Raw genomic sequence first — 16,856 nt, 5'->3', positions numbered from 1 at the left:
TTCACAAAATTGCAAGGATTTACGGTGTCGCGCTTTCATTATAAGATTAGAAATGGAGTAAGTGAATAAAACATATTGCTATTAGTATGCACAAAATTGCTATTGGAGTGATTGTGATGATTAATATATCCGGCAATGCGCTAGACGATTGGTATGAACAAGGCGTTGAGCGGAATGACTGCTTGCTGACGGTCAATTGTTGCGGTTATCAGAAGCTGATGACCATTGATTTGAATCGGAAGCGCGAACAAGGTCGTGTTGATTATCAGTTGATTTATTTGGTGGGCGGGAAAGGAACCTTTTGCTTGGATCACCAGTCACAAGAAGTGCATAAAGGCCAAATCGTCGTGTATGCTCCCAACGAGCCTCAAAATTACACGTATTTCGCGAAAGATGGCACAGAGGCGTACTGGATTCATTTTACTGGGCATGGTGTGCAGGACTATTTACAACAATATGGACTACTAGACGCCTCTATTCAAACCGTTGGCCTTGTAGATGAAGTGGGGGAGTTGTTTAAAAAAATCATCCACGAACTGAATATGAAGAAGCCTTTCAATGAGCATGTGACGACAGCCTATTTACTCACCTTGCTCGCGCTACTAGGTAGAAGGCTGCAAAGAACTGAAAATCAAGGAAAAGATGACCACCATTCTGACATCCATAGGATCATGGAAATCATGCACGAAAATTATAGTCAGAACTTGGTCGTTTCGGAGCTTGCCAAGACGTGCAACTTGAGTCTTTATCGATTTATCCATAAATTCAAGGATGTTACGGGAACGACGCCAGGCAAATATGTAACCAATATTCGTATCAATGAAGCTAAAAAGATGCTCTCAGAAACTTCCTTACATGTGAAAGAAGTCGCTTCCATTGTCGGCTATGACAATCCCTTGTACTTTAGCAGAGTGTTCTGCCAAGCTGTGGGAATCCCGCCCAGTCGATATAAGGATCAGGTAGAACTATAATTAGAGGAATTTCATGGCAGTCACCGAATTGGTCAAGTAGGAATTTGTCGAATTTTGGTGAATTGATCGTGTAAAGGAGATCTGCCATGCCTAATCTTGTGAAGTCGAGCCTATCCCGTCGATTTGTTAGAATGATATTGTTTTTCGCATTGCTTGTCATGGTTGGGGCAATTGGTGTTTCATTCATTGGCCATCATGTACAACAGTCTTATCAAGAGCGCATCACGCTGCTCAAAGAGAAAGAAAAGGCTACGGCTTCTATCTATCTCCACTACAATCAAATCTTTTTGCATGCAAGGGCCTTTTACGCCTTCCGCCAGGAGTTTGAATATGAGGCCGTTATGAAGGAAAAGCCGGATCTAGAGAAAGCAATAGAGACATTTGTGCAGCTTCCTTTAACTGATCAGGAGAAAGAGCTACTTACAACGTTAAAGTCATTTGAGAAAAATTATTTTGAAAATGTATTTCCGAAATACGTAAAGCTAGCGCATAACGAGGATCCATTGGCCATAGTGAAAGCTGGTGCAACGACACCTAACGGCAGTGTAGGGACAAGTATCTATGATTTGTTAGGCAAAATTAATGACATTTCGATGCTGAACTCGTCCCAATCGGAAACAGAAGCGCGGAACTTGTTTAAGACCTTATCCAATCTCAATTATGTATTTTTTGCGTATGTATTTGGCATTTTGGTATTCATTACTTTCCTGACATCGATCACGGCCAGGAACATGGGCAGACCGCTGCGCAAACTGGCAGATCACGCAGAAAAAGTGTCATTAGGGCAGTCGGTTGAGCTGGAAATGTCCAAGCGGAACGATGAAATTGGTCTTCTCAATCGGTCCTTTCACACCATGCTGCAGAAGATTCAAGTGAAGGAAGAAGAGCTCCTGTCGCAGAATGAAGAGTTAATTGCCCAGCAGGAAGAGCTACAGATGCAGCAGGAAGAGCTTCAGGAATTACTGCGTAAAATGGAAGAAAACGAAGAACTCTTGATGAGCGAAAGAGCGCTTACGAGAGACATTATGGATACCATTCAAGAAGGCGTTCAGTTCGTCAATGTCGAGGGGATCATCGTAAAGGCTAACTCAACGATGAATGAATTATTTGGTATTCCTGTGGGGCAGTCCATGTCAAATATCCAGTTAGCCCAGTTTATCTCTTCAACTTCGCATGTAATTGAGGATAACAGTGACTTAAAGTCGTTTATGATCTCACAGATTAGCGAAGAAGCGCTGGAGGAAAGGTCTTACATGTATGAGATCACCTCTCCGACGCGAAGGGTCATTCAAGCTTATGCGGAGCCGTTGTATAGAGAAACGGGGAGAATCGGAACGGTTTTTGTCCATCGTGATATGACGAAACAAGCTGAAGTCGACCAATTAAAGTCGGAGTTCGTAAGTACAGTAAGTCATGAGCTGCGTACACCGCTTTCCAGTGTATTGGGCTTTGCTGAACGATTGCTGACCAAAGAGATGAGTCCAGAAAAGCAACAGAAATATTTGAAAACAATTCATCAAGAGACTGTTCGGCTGACCGCATTAATTAATGATTTCCTGGATGTCCAACGGATGGAATCGGGTAAATCGACTCACCAGAAGAATCCAGTTGATCTCATTGAGGTATTAAATGGCGTCTTCACTTTGCAGCAAGGAAGCTCCACGAAGCATGAATTCAACGTTCATATCCCTAATATACCGTATGTTATTTCAGGAGATCAGAATAATCTGACGCAGCTTTTCATGAACCTCGTTAGCAACGCAGTCAAGTATTCACCAGAAGGCGGACGGATTACGGCGAAGCTTTACCATGTTGGTAATCAAGCTCTTGTTGACATTACCGATGAGGGATTGGGAATTCCGGAAGAAGCCATTCCAAAGCTGTTTACGAAGTTTTATCGCATTGATAATTCAGATCGTAGAGCCATTGGTGGAACGGGGTTAGGTCTTGCGATTGTGAAGGGCATTGTTGAGGCGCATGGCGGCGAAATTTCTGTTACCTCAAAACTAGGAGAAGGAAGTACGTTCCGCGTTAGCTTTCCTTTGATTTCGATGCCTGAGATTACCAACGGGGAAGAGCTGCTAACCGCTGCAGCACATGAATTCACAGGTAAAACCGTCGTACTCATCGAGGATGACGTCAGCTTGACGGAACTTCTCACTGAGGAACTCACTGAGAAAGGCTTTCGAGTCATCAACTACACGACTGGCGAACAAGCGGTTAAAGAGATGCCAATGAAGAAGCCAGTTGCGGTTATCGTTGACATCATGCTAAACAATAGTATTGACGGATGGCAGATTATCAATCTCATCAAGGAAGATCCAGCCTTGCATGACTTGCCTATCTTCATTTCTTCCGCACTGGACGAAACTGAGAAGGGGAAGGAAATTGGGGCAAACATGTATTTCGTCAAGCCATATCCACCTAGCCAATTGTCGGGTATGTTGCTCGAGATTCTGCGGTGTTCATAACCGGGTGGCAGCTTATATGTTAACAATAGTACGACGTAGTTTTAATCTCCAATTAACAGGTAGCTTGTATAATACAAAGAAGGACCGACTATACAAACAGGGAGATTACAACTATGGGCATTCATACTTATTTTAGGTCTTTAAATGAGCTAGAAAGAATCATACGATGTCCAGGGAAGTTCAAATTTGAAGAACATAGTGTAGCGGCTCATTCATGGAAAGTTGTTCAATATGCCAAAACACTTGCGGACATCGAAGAGAAGAATGGCGCCAGAATTAACTGGAAAAAGCTATATGAAATTACCAGCAGCCACGATTATGGTGAAATCTTCATTGGAGATATTAAAACGCCTGTCAAACATGCGTCACATGAACTCCGACTTTTGATACAACAAGTAGAAGAAGGAATGGTCTATAACTTTATTGAGGAACATATCCCCGCAGAGTTTAAAGAGACTTTCCATAAACAACTGCAAGAAGGTAAAGACGGTTCAATAGAAGGACTGATTTTGGAAGTTGCAGATAAAATGGATCAAGTGTATGAGGCATTTGCTGAGATACAAAAGGGAAATACAGAAAAAGAATTCGTTACCATGTATCGAAATGCTTTAATTAAAATCAAAAACATTGATTTATTTTGTGTGGAATATTTCTTAACTAACATTCTCCCCGATATAGTAAATGATGAGATGGCTTCACTTGTTGACATCAAAAGGATAACGGAAGAGGCGTTGGCTGACGTTCAAAACGTAGAAGGAAGAATGGCGAATAAGGTAGGAAATCGTAATGTATCTACAATGTCAGTGAATGAAGTGTATCAAACATGAAAATAGGCATGGAGAAAAGCATGTTCGATCAATGAGATATCATTGATTAGACATGCTTATTTTTGTTCTAATCCAAACGTTCAATTAGATTGGGAGTACCCGAGACTCTTTTTGAACGGATATCCATTTGCTCGTCGTGAACTCCTCGAAACCATTTCCAGCAGCTTGATGCCTGATCGAATAGAAAGCGATTAGTTGTGCATACTAAACCTGATAATTAGGCGATGCATATATCTTTAAAAGTTAACGTTGACGTTAACGTTTGAAAAGATTATGATAATCACATCGCGATAGGTAACGATGTGGATGGGAGTGTATACATGGATAAATTCAAAATTGATGATGTGGCCAAAGAGAGCGGATTGACGAAGCGAACGATTCGATACTACGAGGAAATCGGATTATTATTTCCGCCAGAACGAAGTGAAGGCGGCATGCGCTTATACACACGTAAGCATATCGAAAGGTTGAGTCAAATCGTGAATGCCAGAGATGTTCTTGGATTTTCACTCATGGAGATTCTGGATTTCGTTGCGATTCGAGAGAAAATGGGCGAGCAAAAAGAAGTCTATTTGAAAACTGGTGAAGCTGAGCAAAAGCTGCAGCAACTAAAAGAAATGAAGGTCATGGTCGACCAACAGCTAGAAATGGTAGATCAGAAGCTCAACAAAATGATTGAATTTCGCAAAGAAATTGAACACATTCAGAAACGAATCAACGATGGTATCACTAAAATGTCAACATAAAAGGAGTCTTCTGAAACATGCAACCTACAGCTACGAGCAAGGCCAATACGGCCGCACAGCCGCATCAGAATGCGCAGAAAGTCAGTATGTTTAGTCAACCGAAAGCGGTATGGGCGGTCGTTTTCGCCAGTATTATCGCTTTCATGGGTCTCGGTCTAGTCGACCCGATTTTACCCGCTATTGCTAAGAAGCTACATGCATCACATAGTGATGTTACCTTATTATTCACAAGTTATAATGCCGTCATGGCTGTAGCCATGTTGATCACAGGCGTCGTCTCGTCCCGTTTAGGCATCAAAAAAACGTTGCTCGCTGGCATCATCATCATTGCTCTTTTCTCTGCCTTAGGTGGTATGTCAAATAGTATTTGGAGTCTTGTTTGGTTACGTGGGGGATGGGGACTCGGTAACGCGCTATTCGTTGCTACGGCGTTGTCAGCGATCGTATCTTTGTCCAAAACAGGTGTCGCACGTTCCATTATTTTGTTCGAAGTAGCCGTTGGTCTGGGGATCTCTGTAGGCCCTCTGTTAGGGGGAGAGCTTGGTGCTATCTCTTGGAGAGGTCCATTCATCGGCGTAGCCGGACTTATGGTCATTGCCTTCTTTATGATTCTTTTTATTATGCCTAAACCACAAACTCAAATTCGTCCCAAGAAAGCTTCATTGGCCGATCCGTTCCGCGCCTTAAAATTCAAAGCACTTCGTACATTTGGAATCGCAGCTTTTCTATATAACTTCGGATTCTTCACCTTGCTTGTATACGCTGCACTCGTATTGGGGAAATTAGGATTGGATGAGCATCAACTCGGTTACGTTTTCTTAGGTTGGGGACTTATGCTTGCGTTTACTTCTGTCTTTACAGCGCCGAAGCTGCAGAAACGCTTTGGTACAGTACCGTCCATGTGTGTTCAATTACTTCTGTTCGCTGTTACTTTGTTTGTCATGGCGAACTGGACGACAGATAAAACCGTCATTATCGTCGCTGTCATCATCGCAGGCGCTTTCCTTGGAAATAATAATACCTTAATCACAACCGCGGTTATGAACGCGGCACCAGTCGAACGTCCAACAGCGTCGGCGGCTTACAGTTTCTTGCGTTTCATTGGAGGGGCCATCGCTCCATTCCTGGCAGGCAAGCTAGCTGAATGGTTTAACCCACATATGCCGTTTATCGTCGGCGGCGCATGTGTTGTTGTGGCTGTCATTTATCTTTGGCTGAACCACCAACATTTGAAACATGTCGATGATGTTGAGAGTGCGCATTAAAATGTTCGGAGAGCCCGCTAATCAGCGAGGCTCTTTTGTTTGTTCTAGGTAACTTTCACGGGATGGACAAACAAAATGTTCAGGAATGTGGCGAAAGTGGGGAATCCCAATGTTCGAATTGTTCATAGAACTTGTGATAATTCACTATGAAATAGCCCATGAATCCTCTACCATTAGCATCAGTTGGATGAGGAATGGGGGGTGAACATAAAGCTGAAAGATGGATATCTCAGTAGGATTGAAGTACCGCTTGTCTCAGTTTAGAACGAAAGGATGAGAGCCGTGTACGTTCATTCAAATGAAAAATACGTAAGTAAGTTGTTCATTGCAGGATTAATTGTTGCACTTTTCCTATCATTGTTTTTGACCACACAAAAGGCTGAAGCTGCAAGCGTTACCATTCCAAGTAATGGCGTTCAAATAAAGGATAGTGCAGGAAATCTTTTGCAAGCGCATGGCGGAGGTATTATTAAAGTAGGATCGTATTACTACTGGTTCGGCGAAAATAGAAGCGGGGATAACTTAGTCGCTTGTTACCGCTCCACAGATCTCAAAACCTGGGAATTCCGCAATAATGTGCTCAAACATTCGTCAGCACCTGAACTCGCGACTGCGAATATTGAGCGGCCTAAAGTCATTTACAATGCCTCTACTGGTCAATTCGTGATGTGGATGCATAAAGAAAATGGCGTAGATTACAGCGAAGCAAGAGCGGCAGTTGCGTACTCTTCTACTATTGATGGCAACTACACTTGGCAGGGCAGCTTCCAACCACAAGGTCAGTACATGTCTCGCGACGATACCTTGTTCGTGGATGATGATGGATCTGCCTATTTCATTTCATCTGCCAGGGAAAATTTAGATACGCATATCTATAAGCTTTCTTCCGATTACCGATCCATCGCCTCTTTAGTTCAGAAGGTTTGGGTAGGTTCTCAACGTGAAGCAGCAGCTATGTTCAAAAGGAATGGCGTCTACTTCCTCGTGACCTCGGGAGCAACCGGCTGGGCGCCGAATCAAATGAAATATGGGACAGCAACTAGCATCGCAGGGACATGGAGTGCGCTTAGCAACGTCGGAGACGGTACGTCATTTGATTCACAGCCAGCTTACATTGTCCCTGTTCAGGGCACTTCTACAACATCCTACCTCTATATTGGGGATAGATGGGCAGGTGCATGGGGAGGCATTGTGAATGACTCGAGGTACGTATTCCTGCCGATATCCTTCCCATCGAATACTTCTATGAGCCTTACGTATTATGACAAATTAACAATTGATACGGCGACTGGCACGATTTCGGGATCGAATTACAGCATTAATTCAACTACGAATTACAAGATACTCAATCGGAATAGCAATAAGTCATTGGCCGTTAGCGGCACGGATAAAACACTTAGTGCAGCACCGATTCAGCAGTTTACGGATACGACGTCGCTGTTCCAGAGATGGCAATTCGTGAAGAAAGCGAATGGTTACTACAGTATTATAAACAAACAAAGCGGCAAATATATGGATATAAATGGTCAATCCACGGCGGATGGCGCAACGAACATTCAATATCCAAGCAATGGCGGTAAGAATCAAGAATGGCTGCTGGTCGATCTCGGAAATGGTTATTATGCCATCGAGAATCGCAATAGCCGTAAATTTATGGATATCAGTGGCAGCTCCACAGCGGATGGTGGACAGAACATCCAATATACGTGGAATGGCGGCAATAATCAGCAGTGGACGATTAATTAAATGGATTAGTCTTAAGAGGATGGGAACCTATTCCCTTCCTCTTTTTATTTCCTGATTCATACGAGTGTCAGCGTCCTAGAATTGATCACGTTCTTCCCTGAAATTATCATAGACAGGGCTAAAGCCGAAGGCTAACATGGTATCATAGAGGATATTTGGCAGTAGGTTGTCTTACAGGGGGGAACCGGCGATGTATAAAATTCTGGTCGTGGATGATGAACCGACAGTTAGTGCGGGGATTAAAAGTTATTTGATGAGATCAGAGCTGGGAATCGATCATGTGGAAACCGCTTCGAATGGGTTTGAGGCATTGGATTGCTTACGCATGGACACTTATGATCTCGTATTGACGGATATACAGATGGGGATGATGAATGGGATCGAACTGATGGAAGCGATTCTTTTGGAACAGCCTCATCTTCCAGTCATTGTTATTTCCGCCCATGAGAAGTTTGACTTTGCCAAGAGAGCGCTCCGATTAGGTGCCAAGGATTATTTAATCAAGCCCGTAGAGTTGGATGAACTCATGCGCGTTGTCGGCAAAGCCCTCCAAGAGAAGAAAGAAATGGGCAGACTGACACTGCAACGTCCAGAGGCGGATCGTAGCCAAGATGGTCATTTGCTCAAAAAGAGGCACGAAGCGCTCATCGAATTGGTAACGGAAACCGATCTGCAGGAGAAAGATTATGAAGATCTTCTTCGTGAAATCGGGAGCTCGCTCAAAGAGCAAGGCTATTGGTATGGTATCGCCGCCGTTCATTTGAACCTGAGTAAGGGTGGATTCAGTAATCAAGACATTACATTAATGGACCGAAAGCTTTTGAAATATGCCTCGGTGAATATATTGGAAGAAAGTCTATCGGATTGGTGCGGCGTAGCCTTTTATGGATTTGGTAATCAGCTTGTTTGTGTGATCCAATTGGAAGCATCCGATAACGTGGACACGCGGTTGCCGATGAATTCGCAATTGAATCTGATCGGTCAAACGATCATTATTAATCTGAAGCAATATTTGAACGTAGACGTCACCGTCGGGATGAGTACACTTAGCCCGGATTTGTCGATGCTGCCGAAGCTGATGGAAGAGGCGAATGCGGCCATTGAATGGCGCAAGCTGCACCCTGATAATAACGTGCTTTATTATGAAGATATGTCGGCTCTAGGCAATATGAGGATGATGGAATGGGCAGCCATGGTGGAAGAGATCGTGCTCCACATGAAAACGGTGGATGAAGTAAGGCTTGCGCAGGAGCTGCAATCCGCGGTGAAAATACTAGCAAACGTGACGCATTCAGATGGCTTGTTTCATAGTTGCTTCGGATTATTGGTGTATCGTTTGTATGGATTACTTTTTGATAATGGACAAGAATCAAGCAGTTCCTTCCGTCAGTATGATCCGGATGTATACTTCAGAGGTATGGAAATCAGCCGGAAAGTAGCCTGTCTACATGAGTATGTTCAAGGGCTCTCTGATGTGATCCGTGCCTGTATTAGCGAGAGGGATCAGACGGTCGTATCGCGCATAACGGCTTACATTAACAATCATTATGGCAATCATGAGCTGAAGATTCAGGATATAGCGGGTGAAGTGCATTTCAGTGCAGCCTATGTGAGTTATTTGTTCAAAAGGGAAACAAACAAAAATGTCTGGGACTTCGTCTCCGAGGTACGGATTGAGGAAGCGAAGCGTTTGCTTGCTGTAACCGATCTGAAGCGGTATGAAATTTCGTATCAAGTGGGGTATCAGTCGCCGGAGCATTTCAGCCGAATGTTCAAACGTTTCATCGGAATCTCTCCGGCAGATTATCGCAAAGAGATCAGGGGGAATTAAACTGAAGCTCCAATATAAAGTCATTGTGGCATTCTGTTTGTTCATCATTGGGCCGTTTCTGATAGTCGGTTGGATCTCCTTCTCTCGAACCTCCGCTACGATTAAGGACGAGGTCGGGAAGACGATGCTTCAGTTAGTGAAGCAGAATCATGCCACGGTGGAGAATTCGTTGTCTTCAGTCAGAGATAAGACGGTAACATTTCTGGATAATCATTTTTTCAGCAACCCCAAGCAATTTGCTTTCTGGACTCATATTGAGACAATAAATGCCTTAAGCGAAGCAGATACGATTCTGGATCGCTGGTCATCAGATGGCACCGAATATGCCATCTATATGGCGAATAGAGGAAATCGACCATTTCCAATCAATGCACTTTATAAAAAGCAGGGGCTTATTTATCTGGATAGCAGCAGTACTTACCCGGAATGGGCTTTACAGACCCAAGAAGAGAAAGGGGCTGGAAGTCTTCGACTAGCCAAGTCGAGTTCAGGGCAGCCAACAGTGACGTTTACACGAAGTATTTTGAATCCGGAAAAATATGATGAACTGATTGGTTTTCTAGCTGTTTCCAAAGTTGAGGTTTTATTGACCAAAAATCTCGTTTCGGTCCAACTGCCCGATCATGCAGGGGTCTTCTTATTCGATGACCGGGACGAATTGCTGTTGAAGTCTGGTTCGGCAGACATGGAACTGTCGGAATTGCCAGATGACCTTCGCAATAAATCAAATGGCTATTATTATTCGGAATCCAAATATCTCTACGCCGTTTCCTATGAATTTAACTTCAATACACGATTAATCTATAAGATTCCGTTGGATTCCATTATGGGAAAACAAACGAGCTTTCAACAGTTAATCATGGTGATGCTGGCCATCTATTTAGTTTTAGTTTTGCTGTTCGTCTTGTATTTGCTGCGAAATATCATTAAACCTTTGGCTCGGTTAGTCACATTCACACGCGTGTATGAGCTGGGCAGACCTTTTGACTTTGGAGATCCGTCATCACGTTCACGATCGGATGAGTTCGGCGTTTTGTACACGGCGTTTATTCGTATGACGGGCAGGCTGAATGAATCGATTGAAGAAAACTATGGGATGAAAATCAAACAGAAGGAACAGGAGTTGAACACACTCCATTCTCAAATTACGCCGCATCTGCTTTACAATACATTAGATTCGATCTACTGGTATGCGCTAGAAAGCGGCAATCACGATGTTGGCGGCATGGTCAAAGACTTATCGAAACTGCTGCGCATCGGGTTAAGCAAAGGGAAGAGCATGATTCCGATCAGCGAAGAACTGGAGCATGTTCGTGCCTATATTCGCCTTCAAATGAAGCGTTATCCAGGGAACTTCGAAGTGTTCTGGGACATTGATGAAGACCTCGAAGTGTTCAAAATGCCCAAGGTCATCATCCAACCACTAGTGGAGAACGCGATATTCCATGGTATTCAGAGTATGGATGGGGAAGGCCATCTGTGGGTTCGATTGAAACGCGTCGAAGATGAGATTCATATCCTAGTTGAGGACAATGGATTCATACCAGTGAATCTCGATAAGCTCCGCATGATTGTCAGCGGGGAAATGGACGACAAGGGATATGGCATACGTAATGTTCACCAACGTATACAGCTGCATTATGGCGATACTTATGGGTTAAGCTACCGTCTGCGGGACGGCGGCGGGCTTATCGCCACCATTGTGATTCCGATTCATCCAAGTGAATAACGTGAGTAATGATCCGGCCCTGGGCCGGATTTTTTGTTTAATAAAAATTGCAAAACAAATCGGTGACCAGTCGCTCGCTAGCGCACAAATATTGTGCGCAAGGATAGGTGCATGCCGACTATTCTAAGGTTTTGGGGAGTGTGTCAGGAGTCGCGGCGCGGTCGTATTTTCACAAAGAGTAGTGATTTTTCCATACAAATACTTGATGAGTATTCATCACGTTCTTATGCGGATACATCATCGAAATAAGGTATTCCGTATTCTATACTTTATTTAACAGAGAAAGGAGTGGACGCAGTGAGAGAGACAACCGCACCTGCACGAGAGGCAGGGCAGACACGATACCGCGCAAAGGGAGTTAAGTTTTGGCGGAGCTTCTGGCAATTCAGAACGCTGACATTGATGCTATTGCCTGCAGCCCTCGTGCTATTGCTTAATAATTATTTACCGATGTTCGGGCTATTCATTGCCTTCAAGAAAATCAACTATGTCGATGGTATTTGGGGGAGTCCTTGGGTTGGCTTCGATAATTTCAAATTTCTATTTATTAATGGATCTTTGTGGAGGATTGTAAGAAATACGGTAGGTTACAGCATGACGTTTATGATTGTGAATTTGATTTTATCCGTGGCTATTGCCTTGGCACTCAATGAGCTCCGGAGCCGAATAGCGGTCAAGAGCTATCAAAGTTTCCTAATTATGCCCCATTTTTTATCCATGATCGTCATTAGTTATCTTGTTTATGCGTTCCTGCACCCGACACATGGCTTCATTAATTCCACTGTGATGGAATGGCTGGGTAAAGAACCGGTGTCTTGGTACATGGTGAAGGAATATTGGCCATTCATACTCATCGTGGTTAGCGCTTGGAAAGGCGTAGGTATTGGTGCCGTCATCTACATCGCAGCAATCGCCGGCATTGATACTGAGTATTATGAGGCAGCAGTCATTGACGGAGCCTCGAAGTGGAAGCAGATGATGCATATCACGCTACCTTCGATTATGCCGATTATCATCATCATTACAATTCTGAATATGGGACATGTGTTCAATTCAGATTTTGGACTATTTTACCAAGTGCCGTTAGACTCTGGCGTCTTATATCCAGCCACCGATACAGTAGATACGTATGTGTACCGTGTTTTGACGCAACTGAATGATATCGGCATGTCCTCAGCAGCAGCTATGGTACAGTCGGTTCTAGGCTTCATTATGGTATTTCTGACGAATGGAGCAGTCCGTCGAATAAATTCGGATCAAGCTTTATTCTAATTGATTGGATAGGAAGTGAACCTGATGTTTTCCAAATCGTATCGAAGGGAAAACCGAATTTCCCCACTGGCTGAGACAATACTTAATGTCATTTTCATCTTATTATCGCTAGCCTGCGTACTACCTGTCATCCTCGTCATCATTGTATCCGTCACACATAATGATTCTTTGATCAATGAAGGATACAGCTTCTTCCCTTCGAAATACTCGTTGATCGCTTATCAGACCGTATTCAAGGATTTTACGACGATGGCAAATGCTTACAAAGTTTCTATTGGAATTACCGTTGTAGGCACCCTATTAAGTGTCTTACTGATGGCATTATACGCGTATCCTTTATCTCGCAAGGATTATCCTTATCGTACCGTGTTTACTTTCTTTCTTTTTTTCACGATGTTATTTAACGGCGGAATTGTGAGTCGTTATATGATCTATACCCAGACGCTTCATCTGAAAGATTCGTACATGGCCTTGATCCTACCGCTATTAATCGTTCCATTCAATGTGATTATTATGCGTACATTTTTCCAGTCAACGATTCATCCCGCATTGATTGAATCTGCGCGAATTGATGGAGCAGGTGAGCTGCGTATCTTCTTACGCATTGTACTTCCCTTATCGTTGCCAGTGCTGGCGACGATGGCCTTATTCTCAACGATTAATTATTGGAACGATTGGTTCAATGCTTTGCTCTTCATCAATAAGGAGCATATGTATCCCATACAATTCCTGATGTTGCGCGTGCTGAAAGATGTTCAGTATATCCGCGAGAATCTTACGGTAGCTGCTCAGAATCCAGAGTTGCTTAAGAATTTGCCCAATGAGTCACTGCAAATGGCCTTAGCTTTTATTGCTATGGGACCCATACTGATTGTCTACCCGTTCTTTCAAAAATATTTCGTCAAAGGTTTAACCGTCGGTGCCGTCAAGGGTTAATCACAGTAATACCGGCTGCGGATTGCTACTCGCTTTCATCAGCCGTTTCTTATAATATTCATTACAGGAGGGTCCACAATGAAACGTAGAAAATCAGTTATGCTAGCCCCTATGGCGCTAGCGCTAGGATTAACCGCAGTACTGCCAGCGTGTTCCAGTGATAGCAAAGTAAGTACATCTGCAAGTCCAGCATCGACTGCCGCCAGTTCAGCAGCTCCAGCTAGTCCGAAAGCAACATTGGAGCCTTATGATGTTTCTCTCCTTTATCAAGCCAAACCGATGAAGGACGATGCGCTCGTTCAGGAAGAACTAAATAAATATTTGAAAGAAAAAATCAACACAACAGTTACCCTCCAGCCAATTGCTTCAGCCGATTATAAGAAGAAAACAGAGTTGATGATGAACACGGGTGAGAAAATGGATCTCGTATTCACAGCTTCATGGCTGGATTTCTCTGCGAATGTGACGAAGGGTGCCTTCTTGGAGCTTGATACACTGCTCGATAAATTTGCGCCAGAAACGAAAAAAATGCTTCACCCGCTATATCTAGAAGCACCACGCTATAAAGGAAAGTTGTATGCGGTTCCAACGGATAAAGAAATCACACAGGGAAAAGCCTGGACATTCCGTAAGGATATCATTGACAAGTATCAAATTCCGATCGACAAGATCAATAAGGTAGAAGACTTGGAGCCGTATTTTGAAAAGATAAAAAAAGATAATCCGGACATCATCAATAACTATGTTGCAGGCGGGACTTCTAACGGCGCGAGCTTCATGATGTATGAATCCAAGTCGAATTATCGTCCGATCGGGCCAACTCCTGCTAAAATGCCGATGTTCTTCTTGGATTATAAGTCAACGGATATGAAGGTTAAAACTGTGCTGGATCAAGATATTGTTGATTTGAATAAATCCGATGCAGAAACGTACCGTAAATATTATGAAAAAGGGTATACCAATGCTGATGCAGCTACGGTAACGACAAATATTGGGGAAATTCGTAAGCAAGGTAAAATTTGGGTGCAATCCACAGTGTGGAAGCCAGGTTCTGATATTGAGTTGAAGATTGCCGACAACGGCGCGTATGACTGGGTTTCCCGCGTTATCGAGGAGCCAATTGTAACGACGGATTTGGCAACAGGTTCCATGCTTTCCATTTCCAGAACTTCGAAAAACCCAGAGAGAGCGATGATGGTTCTTAACTACCTTCATACAGATCCTTACGTAATCAACCTTCTTGTCAATGGAATTGAAGGCAAACACTACAAAAAAGTAGGTCCAAACCGTATCGAACCGATTAAAGATTCCGGTTATGATAGCCAAGTATTCTGGGTGCTTGGTAACCAATTCTTGAACTACATGAAACCTGGTCAACCAGACGACCTGTATGACAGCTGGAAGAAATTCAACAATGATGCAAAACGCTTCCCGTTAATTGGATTTGTTTTCGATGACACGAATGTGAAGAATGAGATTGCTCAGTTAACGACAATCGTGAACGAATATAAAGTGACTAGTACGGGGGCAGTGCCGAATCCTTCGAAATTGCTTGATGAACGTAATGCGAAGTTGAAAACAGCAGGACTTGAGAAAGTTAGTGCAGAGCTTCAGAAGCAAATCGATGCTTGGTGGAAAGAAAACAAAAAATAGGAAGAGCAAGAGGTGATTACCGTTGAAACCCCAGAACCTCATTTACACTTTCGTTAGCTATGCCTCCCACTATGATACACCTTGGGGACATGGAACTGCTGTCGAAGGTGTGGAGCGAACAGCAAGATTAGCCCATGCACATGGGATACCCGTGACATGGATCGTCAACCGAGGCTCAATACCCGTGTTGGGTGAGCAAATTCGGCAGTGGCATGAGGCTTATGGCGACGATATCATTCTGCAATGTCCTTTCTTCATGGAAGATATGGGGATGTCGAAGGATGCATTGAAAGGGCGTCTGGAAGCCGATTGGAATCTTGTGAAGGAAGCTTTTCCTTGGGCCACAACGAAGATTGCAGGCAGAGGAAAGATTTACAATGAAGTGATTGAAGTGCTCGAGGAGCTGGACTTTCAGGGCATGTGGGGCTATTGCTGGGAGCAAGTGTGGTGGGATGGTATAACACATAAAGGGATCCCTTGGGGATCCTGGTATGTGGATAGCCATCGATACAAGGTTCCACATCCTGGCAAAGGCAAAGTCGTTGCCTGTGAATGGACTGCACGGGATCTGCATTTGTCCTACCATACAGGAAGTCCTGTCATCTATTCGACCGATCCTAATGATGTGTTGCGTGCAGGTTTATGTACGGGGGAAGAGATTACGTATTGGAAAATGCTGTTTGACGAATATTTGGCCAATACGGATCACAATGAGCAGGTGTTCTTTCTGCAACAGCAAGAGGCACATGAAATGGAGTTCAGTGATCGCTTTCAAGTGTTCCCGGCTTCCCATGTTGAGGCATGCGAAGGGATGCTCGACCGATTCTTTGCCTACGTGGCACAGTGTGGCGTAACACTCACAACCTTGCCGAAGGCGCTCGCTAGCTATCATGAAAGCAACGCAATTACTGCACCGTCCTATATGTTAACCAAAGATAAACCGATTCGGCCAGAAGTCAACGACTACACCATGACGCTCGGTGGTGTTGCTGCAGGGCCTTGGCCGGATACGTTCTTCTACTATGACAGTCAGTGTCAGATGGTATTCGTCAAAGGGGAATGTAAACCGCGGCTTGTCCGCAATTATGTCGGTCAGTGGGATATGCAAGACGAATTCGAGGAAAAGATTCCACCGTTATTCATAACGACGTACGAGAAGACGAGTGAACGCATCGAGCTCGTTTACGAGATCGGGAATTGGAAGCCGATGCCGTTCGGACTAACGTATTGGGATGATGAGCTCAGCGACTATGAAATCGAAAGTTGCTCAAGCGATGTGGAAATGAAAGTGATTCAAGATGAATTAGCTTTTCTGCGCTTCAATCTGACTGGAGAGAAAAGAACGATACGGCTAGTGTTCCGGAGAAAGATGTAGGTAATGGAAGGTCAGAAGGAGGAGCCTCGCGTTT

General features: G+C 43.8%; 11 protein-coding genes and 1 pseudogene. All 12 read left to right on the top strand.

Going from position 1 to position 16,856, the window contains the following annotated elements:
- Window positions 1–86: 86 nt before the first annotated feature.
- The 12 genes and pseudogenes from L6I86_RS00135 (at window position 87) to L6I86_RS00080 (ending at window position 16,822) form a co-directional block, all read left to right on the top strand.
- Window positions 87–971: a helix-turn-helix domain-containing protein gene (locus L6I86_RS00135; RefSeq protein ID WP_236283892.1), complete on the top strand. Its 885-nt coding sequence runs from the start codon at window positions 87–89 to the stop codon at window positions 969–971.
- An 86-nt stretch (window positions 972–1,057) separates the two neighbouring features.
- Window positions 1,058–3,442, top strand: coding sequence for an ATP-binding protein (locus tag L6I86_RS00130; RefSeq protein WP_236283891.1), 2,385 nt, complete (start codon window positions 1,058–1,060; stop codon window positions 3,440–3,442).
- 113 nt (window positions 3,443–3,555) lie between these two features.
- Window positions 3,556–4,179, top strand: a pseudogene (locus L6I86_RS00125) (YfbR-like 5'-deoxynucleotidase); the annotation flags it as partial.
- A gap of 410 nt (window positions 4,180–4,589) precedes the next feature.
- Window positions 4,590–5,015, top strand: a complete 426-nt coding sequence (locus tag L6I86_RS00120; protein ID WP_236283889.1) for a MerR family transcriptional regulator — start codon at window positions 4,590–4,592, stop codon at window positions 5,013–5,015.
- Window positions 5,016–5,032: 17 nt separating this feature from the next.
- Entirely contained in the window at window positions 5,033–6,280 is a 1,248-nt protein-coding gene (locus L6I86_RS00115; protein WP_236283888.1) for an MFS transporter, read from the top strand.
- 363 nt (window positions 6,281–6,643) lie between these two features.
- Complete coding sequence (locus L6I86_RS00110; RefSeq protein WP_236283887.1) at window positions 6,644–8,026, top strand: RICIN domain-containing protein; 1,383 nt, start codon at window positions 6,644–6,646, stop codon at window positions 8,024–8,026.
- Between the two features lie 190 nt (window positions 8,027–8,216).
- On the top strand, window positions 8,217–9,857 hold the full coding sequence (locus L6I86_RS00105) for a response regulator transcription factor (protein ID WP_236283886.1): 1,641 nt from the start codon (window positions 8,217–8,219) through the stop codon (window positions 9,855–9,857).
- Window positions 9,745–11,586, top strand: a complete 1,842-nt coding sequence (locus tag L6I86_RS00100; RefSeq protein ID WP_236283885.1) for a sensor histidine kinase — start codon at window positions 9,745–9,747, stop codon at window positions 11,584–11,586. The genes L6I86_RS00105 and L6I86_RS00100 overlap by 113 nt, the downstream gene beginning before the upstream one ends.
- 297 nt (window positions 11,587–11,883) lie before the next feature.
- Entirely contained in the window at window positions 11,884–12,858 is a 975-nt protein-coding gene (locus L6I86_RS00095) for an ABC transporter permease (RefSeq protein WP_236283884.1), read from the top strand.
- 24 nt (window positions 12,859–12,882) lie between these two features.
- Window positions 12,883–13,794: a carbohydrate ABC transporter permease gene (locus L6I86_RS00090; protein ID WP_236283883.1), complete on the top strand. Its 912-nt coding sequence runs from the start codon at window positions 12,883–12,885 to the stop codon at window positions 13,792–13,794.
- A gap of 78 nt (window positions 13,795–13,872) precedes the next feature.
- The gene (locus L6I86_RS00085) at window positions 13,873–15,447 is read left to right on the top strand and encodes an ABC transporter substrate-binding protein (RefSeq protein ID WP_236283882.1); all 1,575 of its coding nucleotides are present in this window, start codon (window positions 13,873–13,875) and stop codon (window positions 15,445–15,447) included.
- Window positions 15,448–15,469: 22 nt separating this feature from the next.
- Complete coding sequence (locus tag L6I86_RS00080) at window positions 15,470–16,822, top strand: hypothetical protein (RefSeq protein ID WP_236283881.1); 1,353 nt, start codon at window positions 15,470–15,472, stop codon at window positions 16,820–16,822.
- Window positions 16,823–16,856: the final 34 nt, after the last annotated feature.

Source organism: Paenibacillus allorhizoplanae, assembly GCF_927798215.1.
In the GTDB taxonomy this organism is placed as follows: Bacteria; Bacillota; Bacilli; order Paenibacillales; family NBRC-103111; genus Paenibacillus_E; species Paenibacillus_E allorhizoplanae.
The sequence above is the reverse complement of the archived record's forward strand: the minus strand, read 5'-3'. Positions and strand labels throughout refer to the sequence as shown.

Excerpts from the sequence above, each read along its gene's own strand:
- L6I86_RS00135 (WP_236283892.1), top strand. The coding sequence starts at position 87 with ATGCACAAAATTGCTATTGGAGTGATTGTGATGATTAATATATCCGGC.
- L6I86_RS00130 (WP_236283891.1), top strand. The coding sequence starts at position 1,058 with ATGCCTAATCTTGTGAAGTCGAGCCTATCCCGTCGATTTGTTAGAATG.
- L6I86_RS00120 (WP_236283889.1), top strand. The coding sequence starts at position 4,590 with ATGGATAAATTCAAAATTGATGATGTGGCCAAAGAGAGCGGATTGACG.
- L6I86_RS00115 (WP_236283888.1), top strand. The coding sequence starts at position 5,033 with ATGCAACCTACAGCTACGAGCAAGGCCAATACGGCCGCACAGCCGCAT.
- L6I86_RS00105 (WP_236283886.1), top strand. The coding sequence starts at position 8,217 with ATGTATAAAATTCTGGTCGTGGATGATGAACCGACAGTTAGTGCGGGG.
- L6I86_RS00100 (WP_236283885.1), top strand. The coding sequence starts at position 9,745 with ATGAAATTTCGTATCAAGTGGGGTATCAGTCGCCGGAGCATTTCAGCC.
- L6I86_RS00090 (WP_236283883.1), top strand. The coding sequence starts at position 12,883 with ATGTTTTCCAAATCGTATCGAAGGGAAAACCGAATTTCCCCACTGGCT.
- L6I86_RS00085 (WP_236283882.1), top strand. The coding sequence starts at position 13,873 with ATGAAACGTAGAAAATCAGTTATGCTAGCCCCTATGGCGCTAGCGCTA.